The sequence below is a fragment of the Streptomyces litchfieldiae genome (assembly GCF_031845365.1).
Lineage (GTDB): Bacteria > Actinomycetota > Actinomycetes > Streptomycetales > Streptomycetaceae > Streptomyces > Streptomyces litchfieldiae.
In genome coordinates this window covers 21513-39415 of record NZ_JAVREL010000008.1, presented here as the reverse complement: position 1 = coordinate 39415, position 17903 = coordinate 21513, and the positions used below count along the sequence as shown (strand labels likewise).

Annotated in this window: 22 protein-coding genes; 12 read left to right on the top strand and 10 right to left on the bottom strand. The window is 73.0% G+C overall.

The annotated features are described in order from the left end of the window. Window positions 1–18: 18 nt before the first annotated feature. The gene (locus RM590_RS15375) at window positions 19–348 is read right to left on the bottom strand and encodes a hypothetical protein (protein ID WP_311705124.1); all 330 of its coding nucleotides are present in this window, start codon (window positions 346–348) and stop codon (window positions 19–21) included. Window positions 349–557: 209 nt separating this feature from the next. On the opposite strand from RM590_RS15375, the gene RM590_RS15370 reads away from it, so the two are divergent. The 8 genes from RM590_RS15370 (at window position 558) to RM590_RS15335 (ending at window position 7732) form a co-directional block, all read left to right on the top strand. Further along, on the top strand, window positions 558–1313 hold the full coding sequence (locus RM590_RS15370) for an ABC transporter ATP-binding protein (RefSeq protein ID WP_311705123.1): 756 nt from the start codon (window positions 558–560) through the stop codon (window positions 1311–1313). Then, entirely contained in the window at window positions 1310–3139 is a 1830-nt protein-coding gene (locus RM590_RS15365; protein ID WP_311705122.1) for an ABC transporter ATP-binding protein, read from the top strand. Before RM590_RS15370 ends, RM590_RS15365 begins: the two co-directional genes overlap by 4 nt. A 268-nt stretch (window positions 3140–3407) precedes the next feature. Further along, window positions 3408–3719: a hypothetical protein gene (locus tag RM590_RS15360; protein ID WP_311705121.1), complete on the top strand. Its 312-nt coding sequence runs from the start codon at window positions 3408–3410 to the stop codon at window positions 3717–3719. Between the two features lie 24 nt (window positions 3720–3743). Further along, on the top strand, window positions 3744–4247 hold the full coding sequence (locus RM590_RS15355; protein ID WP_311705120.1) for a hypothetical protein: 504 nt from the start codon (window positions 3744–3746) through the stop codon (window positions 4245–4247). Between the two features lie 46 nt (window positions 4248–4293). Beyond that, the gene (locus RM590_RS15350; protein WP_311705119.1) at window positions 4294–4509 is read left to right on the top strand and encodes an acyl carrier protein; all 216 of its coding nucleotides are present in this window, start codon (window positions 4294–4296) and stop codon (window positions 4507–4509) included. 32 nt (window positions 4510–4541) lie between these two features. Further along, a complete protein-coding gene (gene vph / locus RM590_RS15345) occupies window positions 4542–5408 on the top strand; it encodes a viomycin phosphotransferase (protein ID WP_311705118.1) in 867 nt (288 codons plus the stop codon). 31 nt (window positions 5409–5439) lie between these two features. Next, window positions 5440–5997 (top strand): TetR/AcrR family transcriptional regulator, encoded by a 558-nt coding sequence (locus tag RM590_RS15340; RefSeq protein ID WP_311705117.1) that lies wholly within the window; start codon window positions 5440–5442, stop codon window positions 5995–5997. A 70-nt stretch (window positions 5998–6067) separates the two neighbouring features. After that, a complete protein-coding gene (locus RM590_RS15335; RefSeq protein ID WP_311705116.1) occupies window positions 6068–7732 on the top strand; it encodes an alpha/beta fold hydrolase in 1665 nt (554 codons plus the stop codon). Window positions 7733–7737: 5 nt separating this feature from the next. On the opposite strand, the gene RM590_RS15330 is transcribed toward RM590_RS15335, so the two are convergent. Beyond that, window positions 7738–8652: a LysR family transcriptional regulator gene (locus tag RM590_RS15330; RefSeq protein WP_311705115.1), complete on the bottom strand. Its 915-nt coding sequence runs from the start codon at window positions 8650–8652 to the stop codon at window positions 7738–7740. A 118-nt stretch (window positions 8653–8770) separates the two neighbouring features. On the opposite strand from RM590_RS15330, the gene RM590_RS15325 reads away from it, so the two are divergent. Next, entirely contained in the window at window positions 8771–9121 is a 351-nt protein-coding gene (locus tag RM590_RS15325; protein WP_311705341.1) for a DoxX family protein, read from the top strand. Window positions 9122–9203: 82 nt separating this feature from the next. On the opposite strand, the gene RM590_RS15320 is transcribed toward RM590_RS15325, so the two are convergent. Then, entirely contained in the window at window positions 9204–9797 is a 594-nt protein-coding gene (locus tag RM590_RS15320) for a TetR/AcrR family transcriptional regulator (protein ID WP_311705114.1), read from the bottom strand. Window positions 9798–9899: 102 nt separating this feature from the next. On the opposite strand from RM590_RS15320, the gene RM590_RS15315 reads away from it, so the two are divergent. After that, window positions 9900–10340 (top strand): VOC family protein, encoded by a 441-nt coding sequence (locus tag RM590_RS15315; RefSeq protein WP_311705113.1) that lies wholly within the window; start codon window positions 9900–9902, stop codon window positions 10338–10340. 214 nt (window positions 10341–10554) lie between these two features. Here RM590_RS15315 and RM590_RS15310 read toward each other — a convergent pair whose 3' ends face one another. Continuing rightward, window positions 10555–10821: a hypothetical protein gene (locus tag RM590_RS15310; protein WP_311705112.1), complete on the bottom strand. Its 267-nt coding sequence runs from the start codon at window positions 10819–10821 to the stop codon at window positions 10555–10557. Between the two features lie 28 nt (window positions 10822–10849). After that, window positions 10850–11125, bottom strand: a complete 276-nt coding sequence (locus RM590_RS15305; RefSeq protein ID WP_311705111.1) for a hypothetical protein — start codon at window positions 11123–11125, stop codon at window positions 10850–10852. Between the two features lie 210 nt (window positions 11126–11335). Between RM590_RS15305 and RM590_RS15300 the strand changes: the two genes are divergently transcribed. Then, window positions 11336–12610 carry a hypothetical protein gene (locus RM590_RS15300; RefSeq protein WP_311705110.1) on the top strand — a complete coding sequence of 425 codons (1275 nt, stop codon included), beginning with the start codon at window positions 11336–11338 and terminating at the stop codon, window positions 12608–12610. Between the two features lie 6 nt (window positions 12611–12616). Here RM590_RS15300 and RM590_RS15295 read toward each other — a convergent pair whose 3' ends face one another. Further along, a complete protein-coding gene (locus tag RM590_RS15295; RefSeq protein ID WP_311705109.1) occupies window positions 12617–13150 on the bottom strand; it encodes an NUDIX hydrolase in 534 nt (177 codons plus the stop codon). 422 nt (window positions 13151–13572) lie between these two features. On the opposite strand from RM590_RS15295, the gene RM590_RS15290 reads away from it, so the two are divergent. After that, the gene (locus RM590_RS15290) at window positions 13573–14133 is read left to right on the top strand and encodes an alpha/beta fold hydrolase (protein WP_394813876.1); all 561 of its coding nucleotides are present in this window, start codon (window positions 13573–13575) and stop codon (window positions 14131–14133) included. Here the strand turns inward: RM590_RS15290 and RM590_RS15285 are convergent. The 4 genes from RM590_RS15285 to hppD all read right to left on the bottom strand — a co-directional run bounded on the left by RM590_RS15285 (window position 14121) and on the right by hppD (window position 17547). Further along, a complete protein-coding gene (locus tag RM590_RS15285) occupies window positions 14121–14534 on the bottom strand; it encodes a DUF2000 family protein (RefSeq protein ID WP_311705107.1) in 414 nt (137 codons plus the stop codon). The two genes, RM590_RS15290 and RM590_RS15285, sit on opposite strands and share 13 nt — an antisense overlap. A gap of 82 nt (window positions 14535–14616) precedes the next feature. Beyond that, window positions 14617–15294: a type 2 periplasmic-binding domain-containing protein gene (locus RM590_RS15280; protein ID WP_311705106.1), complete on the bottom strand. Its 678-nt coding sequence runs from the start codon at window positions 15292–15294 to the stop codon at window positions 14617–14619. A gap of 73 nt (window positions 15295–15367) precedes the next feature. Then, window positions 15368–16477: an alpha-hydroxy acid oxidase gene (locus RM590_RS15275; RefSeq protein WP_311705105.1), complete on the bottom strand. Its 1110-nt coding sequence runs from the start codon at window positions 16475–16477 to the stop codon at window positions 15368–15370. Next, window positions 16474–17547, bottom strand: coding sequence for a 4-hydroxyphenylpyruvate dioxygenase (gene hppD, locus RM590_RS15270; RefSeq protein ID WP_311705104.1), 1074 nt, complete (start codon window positions 17545–17547; stop codon window positions 16474–16476). Before hppD ends, RM590_RS15275 begins: the two co-directional genes overlap by 4 nt. Window positions 17548–17903 lie beyond the last annotated feature (356 nt).

The following is a 17903-nucleotide window of genomic DNA, read 5'->3' as shown; positions in this document are numbered from 1 at the left end:
CCAGCGGCAGGCGCTGGCTTACGTGCGGACGTGGCGGGCCGGCACCCTGGAGGGCGCCAAGGCCCAGATGTGGCAGGACTCGGCGATCTCCCCGGCCGAGGGCAAGGACATCCGGGTCTTCGGCCTCGGCAACTGGTCCGTCGACCGCATCCGGCAGCACAGCCTGGCGATGGAACGGCCCGTGTGGGGCGCGATCACCGGCATGATGCGCGCCGAGTGGAGCCAGGTCCTGCTCGTCGGCGTCCCGCTGTGCGCCCTGTACGCGCGGGTGGCGCACGACGCGGTGCGCGGCGCGACCACCATCGCCGTGGCGACGGCCGTCCTGGTCACCGCCTGGCCGGTGTTCAAGGCGCTGGGCTGGAACGAGGACCTGCGGTCGGCGGCCACCGCCGCCGAGGGCCTGCGCGCGGAACACGACCTCCGCGCGCTGCTGGCCCCCCGCACCGCCGACAACCGAGCGGACGACCAAACCGACGGCCAGGCCGGCGACCGCCCGCCCCGTATCCGCTTCGAGCGGGTGTCGTTCACCTATCCGGGCACCGGGCACCGGGCGCGAGGTGCTGAGCGGCCTCGACCTGGAGATCCGGCCCGGCGAACTCCTCGCCGTGGTCGGCCTCAACGGGGCCGGGAAGGCCACCCTCATCAAGCTGCTGTGCGGGCTGTACCGGCCCACCGGCGGCGCCGTCACCGCGGACGGGCACGACATCGCGCTGCTGCGGCCGGAAAACTGGCGGGCCCACGTCGCCGTCGCCTTCCAGGACTTCGTCCGCTACCCCCTGAGCGCCGGCGACAACGTCGCCCTGGGCCAGGTGGCCGGTCCGGTCCCGCCGGGCGAGATCGAGGCCGCCGCCCGGGAGGCCGGCCTGGACCCGGTGGTGGCCCGCCTGCCGGCCGGCTGGGACACCCCGCTGAGCCGGACGGTGTCCGGCGGAGTCGACCTCTCCGGCGGCCAGTGGCAGCAGGTCGTGCTGGCCCGGGTGCTGTACGCCGTGCGGCGCGGGGCCCGGATCCTCGTCCTGGACGAGCCCACCGCCCATCTCGACGTGCGCACCGAGTTCGAGGTGTTCCGCAGGCTCGGCGAACGCCGCACCGGGGCCAGCGTCGTCCTCATCTCGCATCGCCTGTCCACCGTCCGGGGCGCCGACCGCATCGTGCTGCTCCAGGACGGCCGCATCACCGAGAGCGGCACGCACGACGAACTCGTGGCCGCCGGCGGGCGCGCCGGCGGGCGTTACGCCGAGATGTTCGCCATCCAGGCCGCGCGCTTCCGACGCGGCCATCAGGACCGGCTGGAGGAGGGCCACCACTCATGACGGAGCGTCCGGCCGCCGGGGACGCCGTTCCCCGCCGGCGGTACTTCTCGCTGTGGTTCGAACTGCTGCGGCTGAGCTGGCGGCGCGCACCCTGGCTGACGGCCTGCCAGTTCGTCATCCCGGCGCTGATGGTCGCGGCCGTCGCGGGCAGCGCCCTGGCGCTGCGCGGCGCGGTGGACTCCGCGCTGCGCGGCGCGGGCGGGCCCGCGGTCGCCTGGGCCGTCGGCGCGGGGCTGGCCGGCACCGCCCTCATGGTGCTGGGCGCGTTCGACATCAACACCGCCGGCATCCTCATCGGCAAGGTGGCCGTCCTGGACGTCAACCCGCGCGTCTACGGGGACATCGCCACCCTGGAGGGCCTGGAGCACCTGGAGCGGACGGACTACCTCGACCGGCTCACCGTCGTGCGCAACTCCGCCTGGGAGTCGGTGCTCAGCCTGTGGTCCGCGAACGGCGTGCTGTTCGCCGTGCTGGAACTGGTCGTCACGCTGTTCCTGCTCGGCACGGTCAACCCGTATCTGCTGCTGCTCCTGGTGTTCGCCGCCCTCCCGCTGTGGTTCGACCAGCGGGGCACCCGGGCCATCATCCGCGCCGAGACCGCGACCGCCGCGCCGTTCCGCCTCCAGCGCGAGCTGTTCGACCTCGGCACCGACGCGGCGGCGGGCAAGGAGATCCGCGTCAGCGGCGCCGGGGCGGAGCTGGCCCGCCGTCAGGCGGCGGCGTGGAACGAGGCCATGGCGGGCCGGTACCGGGCGCGGCTGGCCGCGGCGTTGTGGAAACTCGGCGGCTGGAGCGTCTTCACCCTCGGTTTCGGCGCCGGGCTGGCGCTGATCGTCGTCCAGGTCCGGCGCGGCGACGGCTCCCCGGGGGACATCGTGCTGGCCATCACGGTCGCGGCCAGCCTGCGCCAGTCGGTCTTCACCGGCGTGCACTACACCACCAACGTCGCCCGGGCCGGGCGTCTCATCGAGCCCTACCTGTGGCTGCGGGACTACGCCGCCGCCGCGCGCGCCGAGGACCCCGGGACCCGCCCCGCGCCGGAGCGGCTGCGGGAGGGCATCACCCTGGACAACGTCTCCTACCGCTACCCCGGCGCCGCCCGGCCCGCGCTGGACGGCGTCTCCGTGCACCTGCCGGCCGGTTCGGTGGTCGCGCTCGTCGGCGAGTACGGGTCGGGCAAGACGACGCTGGTGAAGCTGCTGTGCAAGTTCTACCGGCCCAGTGGCGGCACGGTCTCCATCGACGGCACCGATCTCGCCGAGCTGGACACCGAGTTGTGGCGCGCCTGGTCCAGCGCCGCGTTCCAGGACTTCGGCCGGTTCCGCACGACGCTCGGCGAGAGCATCGGCCTGGGCGACCTGCCGCACGCCCGGGACGTCCGCCGGATCCGCCGCGCGGTCGCGGCCGCCGACGCCGGAGCGTTCGTCGCCGCGCTGCCGGACGGCCTGGACACCGAGCTCAGCCGCCGCTTCGGCGGCGTCGACCTGTCCGAGGGGCAGTGGCAGAAGGTCGCGCTGGCCCGCGCCTCGATGCGGCCCGGGCCGCTGCTGTTCGTCCTGGACGAGCCCACGGCGTCCCTCGACGCTTCCAGCGAACAGCAGATCTTCGAGCGGTACATGGCGCGCGCCCGCGAGATCGCCGCCCGCACCGGTGCCGTCACCGTCATCGTCACCCACCGCTTCTCCACCGCCACGGGCGCCGACCTCATCCTCACCCTGGAACGGGGCAGGCTCGTCGAGGCCGGCACCCACGACGAACTGGTCGCCCTGGAGGGCGGCCGGTACGCGGACCTGTACGGCATCCAGGCAGCCGCCTACTCCGCCTGACACCCCTGCGCCTGAACACCGCTGCGCCTGAACACCGCTGCGCCTGAACACCGCTGCGCCTGAACACCGCTGGGCCTGAACACCGATGACGCCGAGGGAGCCGCACCGATGACCACCGCCCGCACCACCGCGGTCTTCCCGCACGGGGACTGCCGGGACACCGCACTGGACCGCGCTGCTGCGCGCCGGGATCCGGCACCCGGAGGACGTCCTCTTCGGCGGACTCGGCTTCCGGCTCGACCCCGCGCTGCGCGTCGACGACGGGCTGGTGCTCTCCTTCCGCCCCACCCCGGACCTCGGCGTCCTGCCGCGCCACCTCGGCCTCGCCCTCACCGGCCACAAGGCTGCCGACGCGGACGGCTATCTGCGGTGGATACGCGAGACCACCGGCCCCGGCGCCGCGCTCGCCGTCATCACCGTCGACCAGTACGCCTACGAGGGCGCCCCGTTCCAGGGCGTCGCCCACGTGCCGCACCATCTGCTGGTCACGGCGGCGGACGACACCGGGTTCGCGGTCACCGACGCCTACCCGCGCTGCCCGCTCGAAGCGGTCGTGCCCGCGCGGCGTCTGGCGCGGTGAACCGGGCCGGAGGAGCTGGGCGCGGTGCGCTGGACCGGCCTCGCGCTCGGGCGGCACCCGGCGGACTCCGGCGCCCCGGGCCGTTACCTCGACGGCACCTGGCGGGAGCAGATCCGGCGCAACGCCGAGGCCCTGCTGGACGACTCGCCGGGCCGGGGCGTGGGCGCGCTCGGCGTCCTCGCCGACCGGCTGGAGGAGTGGCTGGCCGCCGCGCCGCCGCACGAGCCGGCACTCCGCCGGGAACTCCCCGTCAGCAGCTTTGTCGACATCGGCGCCGCCCGCCACGGCCACGCGCGCTGGCTGCGCCGCGCCGCCCGGTTCGGCCCGGCGGCCCTCGCCGCACACGCCGACACCGTGACCGCCCTCGCCCGGCAGTGGGACACCGTCGCCTCCCTGTGGCTCGGCGGGACCGGGTCGCCGGCCACCGGCACCCGCATGCTTCAGCAGGTGCCCCGGCTGCTGCGCATCCTCGCGCGGGAGGAGAGGGCCACGGTGGAACGCGTCGCCGTCACGGCCGGCGCCGGCTGACGGACCGCCACCACATCATCCACCACGCACACTTCGGGACGGCACCATGGACCAGCCATCACTTGACCTGCTGCTCCGCCTGGCCGGCGAGGTACTGCGCCGCCCGGTGGGGCCCGAGGACAACTTCTTCGCGCTCAGCGCCGATTCGCTGGCGGCCGTCGAGTACTCGCTGCGCGTGGAGGAGGCGCTCGGCAGGGAGGTCGACATCGCGCTTCTCTACGAGGCCGCCACCTTCGCCGACTACGCCCGCCTGGTGGGCTGAACGCGCCGCTGCCGTGGGAGAGTTGTCGTCCCATGGAGATCCTTCGGGCGCGCCGCGCCCTGCTGCGCCGACTGCTGCCCGACGACGAGCCTGGTGAACTCACCGTTTGCCGGGGGCAGTTCCACGACGTGGTGCTGAGCGCGGACCGGGTCGTGTGTTTTCCCCGCACCGCGGCGGCCGGTGACCGGCTGCCCCAACGAGCCGCCGTGCTGGGCCTGCTCGCCGGACTGGATCTGGGCTTCCGCACCCCCGAGCCGCTGTCGTGGGGCGGGGTGCCGGGCTCGGACGAGCCGCCGTTCCTGGTGCTCGGCCGCGTTCCCGGGAGGCCGCTGGACGCGGACGCCCTCCAGGATTCCGAGACGGCCGAGGCCGCGGCGGCGCAGTACGCCGCGCTGCTGGCCGGACTCGCCCGGGCCGGCGCGGCGGAGGCGGTACGGGCGGCGCTGCCGCACGCGCCGGCGGACCGGTGGCGGCGGTTCGCGGCGGACGTCCGCGCGGAGCTGTTCGGCCTGATGTCCGAGGCCGGGCGGCGGCGGGCCGAACGCGAACTCGCGGCGCTCGACGGCCTGCCCCACCTCACCACGGCGGTGGTGCACGGCGACCTCGGCGCCGAGAACGTCCTCTGGGAGTACACCGACGGGCTGCCCCGGCTCGGCGGCGTGGTCGACTGGGACGAGGTCACGCTGGGCGACCCCGCCGAGGACCTGGCGGCCGTCGGCGCCAGTTACGGCGAGGACTTCCTGGCAGACGTGCTCGCGCACGGCGGGCCCCCGCCCGGCGGGCTGGCCGCCCGCATCGCCGCGATCCGCGGCACCTTCGCCCTCCAGCAGGCACTGTCCGGGCACCGCGACGGCGACGCGGAGGAACGGGCCGACGGCTTGGCCGGCTACCGCAGTTGAAAGAATATGTAGATCGGTCTACCGTGTCGGCATGGGACAGAAGGGCGCCGAGACACGGGACCGGCTCCTGGCCGCCACGCAGGAACTCGTCGAGACCGGCGGGTACTTCGCGGCCGGGCTCAACCAGGTGATCGCCACCAGCGGCGCGCCCCGCGGTTCGCTCTACTTCCACTTCCCCGGCGGCAAGGACCAGTTGGTCGGTGAGTCGGTGCGACGGGCCGGCCGGGGGATCGGCGAGGAGTTGGAGGGCCTGGCCGACGAGAGCGCGTCGGTGGCCGAGTTCGTCACGGAGGTGCTGCGGCACCTGGGCGAGCGGCTGGCGGAGTCGGGCTGGCGCAAGGGGTGCCCGGTGGCCACCGTGGTGCTCGACGTGGCGGCCACCAACGACCCGCTGCGGGAGACCTGTTCGGAGATCTACGCCTCGTGGGAGGCGGTGTTGCGTGCCCGGTTGGCGGGCCGCGCGGACGCCGACGACCTCGCGGCGACGATCCTGGCCCTGATCGAGGGCGCGCTCCTGCTCGCCCGGGCGCACCGCAGCAGGGAGCCGCTGGACCGTGCCGCCCGCCAGATCGGCGCGCTGCTGAGCTGACCCGGCCCGCCGCGACCGGCGGGCCTTTTGTCACACCCAAAAATATGTAGACCGATCTATTGAGGAGCTCATGGACGCGATCGTCTTCGGCGCGACCGGATTCATCGGCCGTTCCCTCGTCGCCGAACTGCTCGGCCGGGGGCAACGGGTGGCGGCAGCCGTACGGAACGACACCCTCACGCCCTGGCTGACCTCCCGGGGCGTCGACACCGGCCAACTGGTCACCGTCACCGCCGACATTACGCGCCCGCCCACCGAACTCCCCGAGGCGCGCGACGTCTACAACGCCGCCGCCCGCTACGCCTTCGGCCTCGGCGTGCGCGAGGCGCGGGCGACCAACGTCACCGGGGCGCTCAACGTGCTCGACTGGGCCGCCGCGCTGCCCGGGCTGCGGCGGCTGGTGCACATCAGCGGATACCGCGTCAGCGCGCCGGAGGGCAGTCCGGACTACGCCCGGCTGGGGGCGTACGAGGCGTCGAAGCTGGAGGGGGATCTCGCGCTGCGTGCCCGCGCGGGCGAGTTGGGGATCCCGCTGACCATCGCCAACCCCAGCACCGTGATCGGGCCCGGCCAGTACGTCGGCCTCGCCACCCTCGTCGAGCGCCTGTGGAACGGGCAGCTCCCCGCGCTGCCCGGCGGCCCCGACACCTTCCTGCCGATCGTCACGGTCGACTACTTCGCGCGGTTCCTGGCGGAGATCCCGGCCGCGCCCCCGGGGGAGCACTACTGGGTGCTCGACGACAACACCCCCCTCTTCCCGGAGCTGATCGGCACGCTCGCCGGCCACCTGGGCGTGCGCGCGCCCCGCCGGACCGTGCCGGTGGGCCTGGTGCGGCGCCTGCCGCGCACGATGACCGGCGCCGACCCCGAGACGCTGACGTTCCTGACGGCCGACCGTTACCCGACGGCCTCCGCCCGCGCCTTCGCGGCGTCCGCCGGCCTGGAGATGCCGCCGGCCGCCGAGGCCCTGCGCGCGTGGGCCGACGACCTGGTGGCCACGCGCTTCGGCGCCGTGACGCCCCGGCTGAGCCCCTACGGCTTCCACGCCGTCGCGGGCAGCCGCACCTGGGTCACCGGTGAACGGCACGCCCCCGCCCACGTCCTGCTGCACGGGCTGCCGATGAACGCCGACCTCTGGGCGCCGCTGGCCGCCCGCCTCCCCGGCCCGGTCCTGGCGCCCGACCTGCCTGGCCTGGGGCGTTCGGCCGCCGCCGCGCGGGGGATCGACGCGTGGCTCGCCGACCTGCTGAGCCCGGTGGTGAACCGCCCGGTCCTGGTCGCGCACTCGCTGGCCTGCGAACCCGCGCTGCGCTTCGCCGCCCGGCATCCGGAACGCGTCGGCGAACTCGTCCTCGTCGCCCCGGCGTTCCTCCAGGCTCCCGGGCCCCGGCTCAGCCGCTCGGTCCTGGCCGTGCCGACGATGCGCCGCTTGTCGCCCGCCCGGCTGGCCGCGGCCCTTGGCCTCCCCGAGGGTCCGGAGGTCGAAAGCGCCGCGGCGGACCTGCGCCGGCCGGGCGTGGCGCGGCGCGTGGTCGCGGCCCTGCGTGCGACGTCCGCCCAGCGCGCGCGCTCACGGCAGTTGCTGGACACGGTCGGCGTCCCGGTCCGGATCATCATGGGCTCGGCCGACCCGCTGACCGCCGCCGTCGAGCACCCGGTGACCGAGATCGCCGGGGCCGGGCACTACCCGCAGCTCACGCACCCGGACGAGGTCGCGCACCACCTCGGCGGATGACGTCATCAACGGGCGGCGGTCCCACCAGGCCCGGGCGTGCTGTCCAGGCAGCAGCGGACAAAGTCTTGAACGACGGGATTCATGTCGTCGGCGGGGGCCCAGGCGACGCCGACCCGGGTGGCGCTGACGCCGTCGACGGGCCGGAAGACGACGCCGGGGCGGGCGTAGAAGCGGGCGGCGGACGCGGGGGCGAGAGCGATGCCATAGCCGTTGGCGATGGCGCTCAGCCACTCGTCCGGCTGATCGGTGACGGCGCCGACGCGGACCGGGTGCCCGTCGCGTTCGTCGGCGGCCAGCCAGTGGTCCCGCCAGCGGCCCGACTCGGGCGGGGCGGCCACGAACGGATCGTCCCACAACTCCCGGAAGGGAATGACCTCATGCCCGGCGAGGCGGTGCCCGGCCGGGAGGACCACCCAGCGGGGCTCGGTGAACAGCACCGCCGTCCGCAGGGTCTCCTGGCCGGGGAACGGCAGCCGCAGCAGGGCGACATCGACCTCCCCGGCGGCGAGCCCGGCCGTCGGATTCGACCAGGTGGCCTGCCGCGTGTCCGCCCGCCAGCCCGGCCGGCGACGGGCGAACTCCGCGACGATGCGCGGCGTCGCCTCGTTGGCGGCGCTGGCGAGGAAGCCGACCCGCAGCACCCGGGCCGCCCGGCTGGCCGTGCTCCTGGTCTCGCGCAGCACGTGGTCCCAGTCGGCGAGCAGGGCGGGCACCCGCGCCGCCAGGGCCCGGCCCGGCGCGGTGAGCGCCATGCCGGCGCGGGAGCGGGTGAACAGCCGTACGCCGAGCCGGGTTTCCAACTGCCCGATCTGTTTGGTGATCGCCGGCTGGGACACGAACAGCCGTGTCGCGGCGCGGGTCAGGGTACCCGCCTCGGCGACGGCCAGAAAGGCGCGCAGCAGCCGGGTGTCGACATCCATGCCGCCAGGTTATAGACGCAGGTATTGGACGCCGCTCCGGGGCTCGGGAAGGCTGGTCGCGGTGAGCGCGGAGGGCTCGCCCGTCCGCGCCGAGGCGCTTGAACGAAGGGCGACGCACATGTTCACGGCCTATGTGGTCATCACTGTCATCACGATCCTGGTCAACGCGGCCATTGTCGTCGCGGACCTCAGGAGGGCCGAGTTCGTCCTGGCCAACTCGGCCGAGGTGGACGTCCCGCGGAGCTGGCTCCCCTGGCTCGCCGCGCTGAAGGCGGCCGGAGCCGCCGGGCTCCTGCTCGGACTGCTGGGCGTCCCGGTCATCGGCATCGCCGCGGCGGCCGGGCTCGTGCTGTTCTACCTGGGCGCCGTCGCCGCGCACGTCCGGGCCGGTGTGTACTACAACATCGCTTTCCCGGGCGGCTATTTGGCGCTGGCCGTCGCCGCCCTGGCGCTCGCGGTCGCGCGGTAGTGCGCACCGGGCCTTCGAACCCCGGGCAGCGCGCAGGCGGTCAACGCGCCGCCCTCCTGGGCCGGTTGGCGCGTGTGTGGTCTCAACGCGCCGGGGCACGCAGCCCGTTCAGCATCAGGTCCAGTGCCTGCTCCGTCTGGGCCAGTGCCTGAGTGCTCGCCGACCGGGCCAGCCACAGCGCGGCCTCGTTCATGGCGCCCGACAGCAAGCGCGTCAGCGGTTCGACCGGCTGGTCGGCGATGATCCCGGCCGCCACCAGGTCCTCCAGCGCCTCGGCCAGGTGCCGGGCGGAGGATTCCTCGTCCATGGCCCGCCACTCGTCCCACCCGAGCACGGTCGGGGCGTCCACCAGCAGGATCCGGCGCACCGCCGGGTCGGACCCGGCGGCCAGGAAGGCCCGGCAGCCCGCCCGCAGTTGCTCCCACGGATCGTCGTGCCGGTCGGCGGCGGCCGCGACCCGTTCGCCGAGTTCCCGCTGCACCTCGGCGACCACGGTCCGGAAGAGCCCGGCCTTGCTCTGGAAATGGTGATAGGCCGCCCCCTTGGTGACCCCCGCGGCCCGCGCCACCTCGGCGAGCACGACGCCGTGATAGCCGTCGGCGGCGAACCGCCGGCGCCCCTCGGCCAGCAGCGCCCGCCGCGTCGCCGCCCGTTGCTCGGCCCTCGTGACAGCCATCCGCGCTCCGCCCTTCCGTTCGCATACCCCCGGTATGTTAGCGTTCCGTTTTGCATACCCAAGGTATGTGAAATCGCGCGTCCGAGCAGATGGAGACATGTCATGAACGCCCAACTCGGCGGCTTCTACCCGGTGATCGCCACCCGCGACGTCGCCGCGGCACACCGCTTCTACGCCGGCCACTTCGGGTTCGAGGCGACCTTCGAGGCCGACTGGTACGTCAGCCTGCATCGCCCGGACGCCCCGCAGTACGAGCTCGCCCTGCTCGACCACGCCCACCCGACCCTCCCCGAGGGCCACCGCGACCCCATCCGAGGCGGCCTGCTGCTGAACTTCGAGGTCGGCGACGTCGACGCGGAGCACCGCAGGCTGGTCAGGCAGGCCGGCCTGCCCGAGCTCCTCTCCCTGCGCACCGAGGAATTCGGCCAGCGCCACTTCATCGTCGCGGCACCGGACGGCGTCCTGATCGACGTCATCACGCCCGTCCCGGCCACCGGGGAGTACGCCGAGCAGTACGCCCCGGGCCACGCCCCGCACGCGTAGGCCGACCGCCACCGCTCCGCTGGGGTCCGGCCGCCCTCGCGCGGGCTGCGGCCTTACGGCCGGTCCCGCGCGAGCGGCCCGCCGCCCGCATGCCGACGCAGCTCCTCGGCGGCCCGAAACAGGTCGGCCTCACTGCACACGATGCCGCAGCGGCACGCTCCCCGCGCTCACGGTTGGCGCTTCCTCGCTCGGTGCCACCGCACGGAGGGGTGCGTTAGCGCCGCGCCCACCTTTGTAGGCGGGGGTCGATGCGGCGGGCGGCCCACAGAACCGTGGTGGGGTTCATCGTGAAGATCTCCCCCGTGGTGAACGCCAGGCGCTTGCGACCGGGTCCCAGCGCGGTCATGTCGCTGACGGTGAACTGCTGGCCGCCGATCATCAACTGGTCGCCGCGTTGGACGGTGCGGGCGTCGACTTCAACGGAGACCAGGACCGGGGCGGTCGGCGGGATCGTTATGGGGGGTGTGGGGCGGAAGGACACGGCGATGTTTCTTTTGTCGAGACGGGGGTTATCGGGGCGGGCAGGCGGGTGCGCAGGCGCGGAGTTCGTGGTCGCGGATGGTGGCCAGGACCCGCGCCCGAGCGTCGAGGCTCCGGGCGCACAGCACGCATGCGGCGCCCTTCCACTGGCGGTGGGTCAGCCGTTCGTCGAAATCCAGCCCCATCAGTGCGAGCGGCAGGTGCTCCGGCGGTGCCGGGCACAGGTGCCGGGTTCCCTCCAGGTAGAGGTTCCGGCAGGCGCCGCAGGTGAGCAACGGTCGGGCAGCCGGGAGAAATTCAGGCATGACGCGACCCCCGCGCCGAGAGGAGACGGCGCGTCGCGGGGCGTCGCGCGAAGAACGGCAACATCGGCACTCCCTGCCAGTCCTTGGGGAGGCTCACGCTCGCGCACTGACGGCCCATCATGATTTCCCGACGAGGGGATACCCACCATGGGTAGACTCCCCGCGAAAGATCCCGTACCGCCCCCTGGACCCACTACGCGGGGATGCGAGATGACATACCGACCTCTGGCCGCCTTGCCCGCGCGTCTCCTGGAACGCCCGGACATGCGAGCCGCACTGGCACGTCATGACTTCGGCACGGTGTTCACACTGGCCAGGAAGTACGGCGGGATCAGCTTCCTGAAGATCGCGGACGCCTGCGACATCAAGCCCGAGCGCGTGGGCAAGGTCGCCCGGGGCGATGCCGCCATCACCACGTACGAGAAGATCGCCGCCGTCGCGGACGGCCTGCGCATCCCCGGGCATCTGATCGGGCTCGCGCCGCGCGCCTGGGAGACCGGTACGAGCCGGGCCGCGGCGCCCGTTCCGGCCGAGCCTTCCAGTGGCAGCGACATCGACAGCATCCTGGCCATAGCGGCCGGGACCAACCCCAGCACGTCAACGCTGCTCGCCCTGCGCTCCTCCATCGAGGACTACTGGCGCCGTGACGACCAGCACGGTGGCGAGGCCCTGCGACCGGCCGTCGTGGGGCAGTTCCGCTTTGTCGTGGGCCTGATCGACCGGGCCGGACACGGCGAACTCAGGAACGGACTGATCGCCGTCGCCGCCGAGTTGGCCAGGCTCACCGGCTGGACGTACTTCGACGCCCGGCAATACAGCCAGGCCCGGGCGTACTTCACCCAGGCGCTTCGCCTCGCCAAGGAGACCGACGACCAGCAGTTTGTCGCCAACGTGCTCGCCTGCATGAGCCTTCAGGCCACCTATGAGGACCGCGCCGCCGACGCCCTGGCGCTCGCCGCAGCGGCGCAGGACCAGGTCCGGACCGCCGGCACCCCGCGCGTGATGGCCATGCTGTCGATGCGGGAAGCCTTCGCCCACGCGGCCCTTAACGATCCGGGCGCCGCGCACACCGCGATCGCGCAGGCACACCGGCAGTTCGAGCACGTCTCCGCAACGGATCCGGACCCCGCATGGGTGGCCTACTTCGGCGAGGACAAGCTCATGGTGGACACCGGAATCGTGCACGGCCAACTGGGCGAGGCGAAGACCGCCGAACCGCTGATCGGCGACGCCCTTGCCCGCAAGGACGGCACCAATCAACGCGGCAGGGCCTTCCACGCGTTCTGGCTCGCCCGCACCCAGTTCCAGCGCGGGAACCTCGACCATGCGTGCCGCACAGCCACCGACGCCCTGGAACCCGCGACGGCCGTCGCGTCCGAACGCGTCACGGGCCACCTGCGCGAGTTCCACCAGCAGTTGGGCCCGCACTTGCGCGACCCCGTCACCGCCGCGTTCCGCTCGCGGCTGCGCGAGGCGTTCACCTGAAGAGGGTCAGCGGACCGACTCGTCCATCAGGAGGTACAGCAGACCGACCAGTGAGCCGCTGCTGACGATCTCCCGGCGGTCGATCAGGCCCCGGACCCGGTCCAGGGGAACCCACTCGATTCGTTCCGCCTCGTTCTGCTCGGTGGGCGGGCCGATGTGGGTGGCCCCATCGGCGCGGAACACATGGTGCTGCGAGTCCGTGATGCCGTTCGCGGGCTCCGCGTAGATCAGCGGCTTCAACGGTCCCGGCCGCCAGCCGGTCTCCTCCTCCACCTCACGGGCCGCCGCCTCGTCCGGTGTCTCGCCATCCTCGATCAGCCCCATGGGCAACTCCCACGCCCACGTGTCCGTGATGAACCGGTGCCGCCACAGCATCAGCACTTCACGACGCCTGTTGACCACCGCCGCCACTGCCAGGTGACGCAGCCGCACCACGTGATGCTCCCAGCGCCGCCCGTCCGGCTGCTGGACATCGACCAGATCCAGGTTCAGCCAATGATTGCTGTAGATTCGCCGCTCACCGAAGGTCTGCCACTCCACGGACGCCGCCTCTCTCGTCAGGTGCCCAGCATTCCAGAGACCATCCGGTTCGACCCGAACGGCGACAGCAACGCGTTGCGGCAGGGCCCCGCCGGGCTGGGGCGGACGGCCTCCGAGGCTTGAGGCAGCCACCATGGGGCGAGCCTCGAAGAGCGGGGGGCCAATCGGGCACTACGCGGGCAGGCCAGGACTGCCCGATCCGCTAGCCAGCGTACGGCCCCCCGCTCTCTCGCCCCATGGCAGCTCCCGCCCCAAGCCTCTCCGGCCGGCCGCGCGGACACCCACACCAGTCACCGGGCAAGCCCAACCCCGGAACCGTGGACCAGTCGCCGCGAAGATGTGTCGCACCAGACGCCGCAGGGTGATCCTCCCCCAGACTCGGTCCGGGGGGACCCCCATCGACCGACCGGACAGGACCTGCCCTGGAACGCCGCGTCGCCTGCGTCACCACCATGCTCGACGACATCGGCGCCGACCGGGCCGCCGTCTGGGGCTACTCCATGGGCGCGTTGACCGCCCTCGGCATGGCCCTGCACGCACCGGAACGCTGCGCCCGGATTGTCGCCGGTTTCTGGGACCCGGTGGCCGGGTTCGCCTCCGGACTCGACCTCGCGCTGAGGGAGTTGGGCCTGCCCGCCGACACCGACGGGCTCGGCCTGCTGTGGCGGGGCGCCTACGCGGACCCCGCCCAGGCCGCCGTCATCGACGCCGCCGACCCGGCGGCCCTGCGCGCCAACTACGAGGCGTTCTCCCGCGACCGCGACCTGGACGCCGGGCTGGCGTCCGCCGACGTTCCCGCGCTGATGTACTGCGGCACCGCCGACCCCTGGCACGAACCGATGCGGCGGGTCGCCGTGCGCACCGGCGCCGCGTTCTTCTCGATACCCGGCGCCGACCACCGCGGCGGCTGGGTGCGGTCCGCCGACGTCCTGCCGCACGTGCTGCCGTTCCTGGCCGGGGCGGCGCCCGGTCAGCCCCGGTAGACGCCGAAGCGCTTGGTGAGCGTCCGCACGGCCTCCTCGCCGCCGGCCACGCCCACCGCGCAGAGGCCGAGCTCGGCGGCGGAGCCGCCGCCGACCAAGGCGCGGTAGTCGTCGAAGCGGTTGCTGAGCGCCTGGCCCCGCTCGGTGAAGACCACGGAGGCCAGGCCCTCGGCGGGCGCCGCCTCGGCCAGCGCCAGCAGATGGCTCGAACGGCCGGACAGAATCACGGTGTTGAAACGGATACCCGCGTGCAGCAGTCCGTCGCGGTCCCGCACGTCGTCCGCGTAGATCGCGGGTTCGATGCGGGCGAGCTGCCCCATGACGATGGCGGCCGCGTTGGCCACGGCGCCCGGGGCGAGCGCCTTGTTCACGGCGATGGCCGTGCGGAGGAGATCCGACATGAATACTGCTGCTCCACTCCTGGTCGTTGAGTTGCGGCGTGCCGAACGGCCCTCCGCCACGCGGCCCGGCCACTGGGACGGCTCAGGTGCTCCGCGCGAAGACGACGAACCCCATGGGCTTTCCTGCGGACAGGACTTCGATCGTCTTGAGTCCATAGTGATCGGCACAGATCTGATTGGTTATCACAGCCGCCGAACCGGCGCCCGACAGGGCGTCCCGGCAGGCCCCGCTGTTGGACGTGGCGGGCACCGCCCGGTCCGTGCGCGCCAGGACCCGGGACTCCAGCAGCAGCTTGGTCGCGGGGTGGTAGTGAACGCGGTCGAAGTGCTCCAGCGACGCGCTGTCGATGGGAGCCGCGAAGACGATGTCCGGCAGGGGCGTCACGAACGCCTCCGCGGCCCGGAGCCCGCTGTCGAAGAAGAACATGCGTATCTCCGGATAGGCGCCGGCCACGAGCAGGGCGTCATGGCGGCCGCGCCGCACGGTCTCGGCGGCCAACTCGTAGGAGGGATAGCCGAACAGCCTGCTCGTGTTGCCCGGTGCCCACCGCAGCCCCACCGTGACGCTGCAGGTGAGCCCGGCCGGATCGTCCGCGAGCGTGGCCACGGATCCGTAGAGCGGCTCCGGCTCGATCCGTGTGCTGAACGCCGGAGGTACCACGGGCCCGGCCTGGGGAAGGAGGGCGGCGTCGGGGCCCTCCGCGCTCACGTGCTCTTCCGGCGCGGCGGCATCGAGTGAACGGTCGTCCCTGACTGTCATGGCATCCACCCCATCAAGGCTTCGAACTTGTCACATCCGGGCGGCCGGCGGCGGTCCGCCGCCTCTTTCGTGTTCACACCGGCAGCCTCGTCAGCCGCAGCTCTGCCGTGTCCCCGATGTGACGGCACCCCACCAGCGCCAGCGCGTCGTCGATCTCGTCGCGCAGCAGGGACAGCGCGCGTTCCGCGCCGTCCTCGCCACCGGCCAGGAGCCCGTGCAGCACCGGTCGTCCCAGCAGCACGCCGGAGGCGCCGCGGGCCAGCGACTTGAGCACGTCGATTCCGGACCGGATCCCGCCGTCCAGAAGCACCTCGCAGGCGTCGCCCACCGCCTCGCGGACACCCGGCAGCGCCTCGATGGCCGGCAGGGCCCCGTCGAGCTGTCGCCCGCCGTGGTTGGAGACCACGATGGCGTCGGCACCGGTGGTTACCGCCTCGGTGGCGTCCTGGGGGGCCAGGATTCCCTTGAGGACGAGCGGAAGCCGGGTCCGCTCCCGCAGCCAGGCCACATCGGACCAGGTGACGGACGGATTGAACGTGTCGACGTAGTGCCGCACATCCAGCGAACCGTCCGGCAGCCGCCGTGGCGCGGAGGCGCGTTCCTCGGCGAAGTGCGCGGCGCGCACGCCGTTGGGCAACGAGAAGCCGTTGCGCAGATCGCGCAGCCGCCGGCCCAGCCGGGCCACGTCCACCGTGAGGATCACCGCCCGGCACCCGGCGGCCTCGGCCCGGTCCAACAGGTCCGCCGTCACCCCGCGGTCGCGCAGCCAGTAGAGCTGGAACCACAGGGCGGCGCCCGATTCCGCGACCCTCTCCACGGTGACACTGCTGAACATGGGTACCGTGAACGGGACGCCCGCGGTCTTTGCGGCGCGGGCGGTGGCCAGTTCGCCGTCGGGGTGCAGCAGCCGCTGGTACGCCATCGGGGCGATCGCCACTGGCATGCGCGCGGACGATCGCACGAGCCGGCTCCCGGCGTCGGGCCGGGCGACGTCCCGCAGCACCCGCGGCACCAGGTAAAGCGCGTCCAGCGCCGCTCTGTTGGCGGCGAGGCTCAGTTCGCGTCCGCTGCCGCCCTCGATGAAGTCCCAGACGGCCCCGGGAGCGGCCGCCTCGGCCGCCCGCGCCAGGTCCGCCAGACACATGGGGGAGGACGCGGGCCCCGGTGCCGGTACCGACGTCATGGACGCGGCTCCGCGTTCGTCCGCTCCAGTTCGACGGCTTCGTAGAGCGCCCGGACGTTGCCCCGGCCAAACGTTTCCGCACCGTGGCGCTCGATGATCTCCAGGAAGAACGTCTTCCGCGGGTGCGTGGACCGGGTGAAGATCTGGAAGAGCTGTCCCGCGTGGTCGGAATCGGCCAGGATGCCCAGCTCCCGCAGTTGGGCGAGGGGGTGCTCGACGATGTCCACGCGGCTGGGCAGGAGGTCGTAGTACGTGCCGGGCGTCGTCAGGAACTCCACGCCGTGGTCCTGGAGCGTCCGGACGGCCCGCACGATGTCGTCGGCCAGGAAGGCTAGATGTTGGACTCCGGCGCCGCCGTGGCTCTCCACGAAGTCATCTATCTGCCCGGGCTCGCAGTCCTGGTCCGGCTCGATGATCGTGAACGTCGCGTCCCCGGCACGGTTCTGCACCACCTGCGAGTTCATGCCTTGGGTGCCGACGGAGAAGCGCTCCTCGAAGATCATCCGGAAGCCGAGAGCCGACTCGTAGAACGCCACCGTCTCCTTGAGCCGGCCGGCCTCGACCAGGACGGCGATGTGATCCATCGCGCGCAGCCCGGCGGCGAATGCGCCCCCCTCGGTCCGCACCGGCTCAACTCCCGGCGGCAGCAGGCCTGGTGGGTCCCCGGCGGAGCGCTCGACGAAGGTGTGCCGCACATCTCCGAACGCCTCGATCGCGGCGGTGGTCGTGCCGTGCGCCTCGGCCGGGGCGGCGAGCGGTCGCGCGCCGCCCGCCACGGCGTCGGCGAAGGCCGCGCGGACATCGGGGGTGCGGAAGACGATGTTGGCGACGCCGTCACCGTGCGCCCGGACGAAGGCGCTGGCCGGGTGCTCGTCGCTCAGCCCCTGGGTCACGGCCAGGACGATGCCGCCCTGCCGCAGGGCCACGGTGCGGTGGCTCGTCGGATCGGCCGTGCTCCGACCCGCGACCTCGAATCCGTATCCCGCCACCATGTGCTCCGTCATGGCATCGGAATCGGCCACATAGAACTCGACGTGATCCAGACCGGCGAGGTGTAACGCATCAGTCATGCGGGGCTCCCAGCGGAGATGGTGGGTGTGGGAAAGGTTCTTTCCGACCGGAAAGCGGACGACGGCGTTCATGGTCCGCGCCTTCGGCGGTCAATCGCGGAGCACCCGAAGCCCGCCTTCGCACGGCGCGGCGGGAACGGACGTGGGGTCGGCTGTCAAGACCCCCGAATTGCTGGCGGGCGTCTGACCGAAAATGCGCACGTTCCGAGTGGGGGACGGGTTCAAGCAGCCGACGCGCGTCAGCATAGGCACACATCTCGTCTTTGCACCAGGGCCCCTCCCGAACCCCTGCGCCGAGGGGGGGTTGACGGGTTCAAAGCTTTAAGCGAGGCTATGAGTCGGCGATTCGGCGGTCA